Source organism: Novosphingobium aquiterrae (assembly GCF_042434435.1).
Lineage (GTDB): Bacteria > Pseudomonadota > Alphaproteobacteria > Sphingomonadales > Sphingomonadaceae > Novosphingobium > Novosphingobium aquiterrae.
Genome location: NZ_JBHLTL010000007.1, coordinates 1 through 1,523 on the forward strand (window position 1 = coordinate 1; position 1,523 = coordinate 1,523).

Genomic DNA, 1,523 nt, shown 5'->3' on the forward strand with positions numbered 1-1,523 from the left:
TGTCCCCCGTCAGCACCAATGGCGCAGATTTGAGGTTGTGATTTAAGGAGGATTGGGGCTTCGTCGTAGTGACGAAGGAACGAAGATGAAGCCCCAATCCTCCTTTAAAAAATCGCCGATGAAGGCCCCTGCTGAGCGGGTGGTGAAGGACATCCGGCGGCAGACGCGCCGGCACTTCTCGGCTGAAGACAAGATCAGGATCGTGCTCGATGGTCTGCGCGGCGATGACAGCATTGCCGAGCTGTGCCGCAAGGAAGGCATCGCCCAGAGCCTCTATTACGTGTGGTCGAAGGAGTTCATGGAAGCGGGCAAGCGCCGCCTGGCCGGCGACACCGCCCGTGCTGCGACCACCGGCGAAGTGCAGGATCTGCGTCGTGAGGCCCGAGCCTTGAAGGAATGTGTGGCCGACCTGACCCTCGAGAACCGTCTGCTCAAAAAAAGCATGATCGCGGATGGGGGCGACGACGAATGAGGTATCCCGCATCCGAGAAGCTCGAGATCATCCGGATCGTCGAGCAGTCGCATCTGCCGGCGAAGCTCACTCTCGACAAGCTGGGGATCGCACGCCGGACGTTCTACCGCTGGTATGACCGCTACCTCGAAGGCGGACCGGAGGCGTTGGAGGATCGGCCATCGGCACCGAGCCGCGTGTGGAACCGGATCCCGCCTGACATCCAGGATCAGATCATCGAACTGGCGCTGGAGCAGTCCGAGCTGAGCCCACGGGAGTTGGCGGTGCGGTTCACCGACGAGAAACGCTACTTCGTGTCGGAAGCCACGGTTTACCGTCTGTTGAAGGCCCATGATCTGATCACCAGCCCGGCCTATGTCGTGATCAAGGCTGCCGATCAGTTCCACACAAAGACCACGCGGGTGAACGAGATGTGGCAGACCGACTTCACCTACTTCAAGATTATCGGGTGGGGCTGGATGTACCTGTCGACCGTGCTCGACGACTTCTCGCGCTACATCATCGCCTGGAAGCTGTGCACCAACATGCGAGCCGAGGACGTCACCGACACGCTGGACATGGCACTGGCCGCATCAGGCTGCGACAGCGCCACGGTGCTGCACAAGCCCAGGCTGCTCAGCGATAATGGCCCCAGCTACATCGCAGGCGAACTGGCGGAATACATCGAGGCCCGGAAGATGAGTCATGTGCGCGGCGCCCCGATGCACCCGCAGACCCAGGGCAAGATCGAACGCTGGCACCAGACCCTGAAGAACCGCATCCTCTTGGGAAACTACTTCCTGCCCGGCGACCTCGAGACCCAGATCGAGGCGTTCGTCGAGCACTATAACCACCAGCGTTACCACGAGAGCCTGAACAACGTGACACCCGCCGATGCCTACTTCGGCAGGGCCTCAGCCATCATCAAACAGCGTGAAAGGATCAAGCGACAGACCATCGAATATCGGCGCTTGCAACACCGCAAGCTGGCCGCATAACATCAACCCCCAAACGAGGCCCGCACTCCGCTGATCTACGCCGCGAGTTGTGCCGAATGTTCTGACGACGGACA

1 protein-coding gene is annotated in these 1,523 nt (G+C 60.5%); it reads left to right on the forward strand.

Features of this window, described 5'->3' with window-relative positions; genetic code table 11:
- Positions 1 to 85 precede the first annotated feature (85 nt).
- A protein-coding gene (locus tag ACFFF7_RS13380) for an IS3 family transposase (protein ID WP_379481866.1) occupies positions 86 to 1,449 on the forward strand; the annotation gives its coding sequence in 2 pieces (ribosomal slippage) (positions 86 to 433 and positions 436 to 1,449; 1,362 coding nt in all).
- Positions 1,450 to 1,523 lie beyond the last annotated feature (74 nt).